Annotated in this window: 1 protein-coding gene; it reads right to left on the bottom strand. The window is 47.0% G+C overall.

All coding sequences use genetic code 11. The features are described 5' to 3' along the window. A partial coding sequence (locus FJV41_RS56210; protein WP_220138051.1) for a helix-turn-helix domain-containing protein occupies positions 1 to 294 on the bottom strand: 294 nt, incomplete at its 3' end. Positions 295 to 413: the final 119 nt, after the last annotated feature.

Raw genomic sequence — 413 nt, 5'->3', positions numbered from 1 at the left:
GTCCAGCACCGCCCGGCGCGCCTTGTCGCTGGTATTCGCTTTCCCGGCCAGGACGCGTGAAACGGTTCTGGGCGATAGCCCGGTGCGGGCGGCAATTTCGGCGACGCGCAGCTTTTTATCCATTTTGTGATCCAGCTCCGATTGAAAAATGAAAGAATTTTCATAATCGCCAAAGCACACGTTACAAGCAAATTCCGCTGTCAAATATGCGATCTCGCTCATTTCATGAAAAAACTTGCATAAATAGCGCTTTGCCAGACGATTTTTCTGCCCTAGCCTGAATTGGTCCAACATCTCCCATACTAGTTATACCAATGATGTTGAGATAAAAAATAGACTATTCAAATAGTTAATAAATCTACGTGACCACTCAGGGAGTGAGACCGTCACTTTCCCCTACAAACGTCTTGTGG

The organism is Myxococcus llanfairpwllgwyngyllgogerychwyrndrobwllllantysiliogogogochensis, assembly GCF_006636215.1.
Lineage (GTDB): Bacteria > Myxococcota > Myxococcia > Myxococcales > Myxococcaceae > Myxococcus > Myxococcus llanfairpwllgwyngyllgogerychwyrndrobwllllantysiliogogogochensis.
The sequence above is the reverse complement of the archived record's forward strand: the minus strand, read 5'-3'. Positions and strand labels throughout refer to the sequence as shown.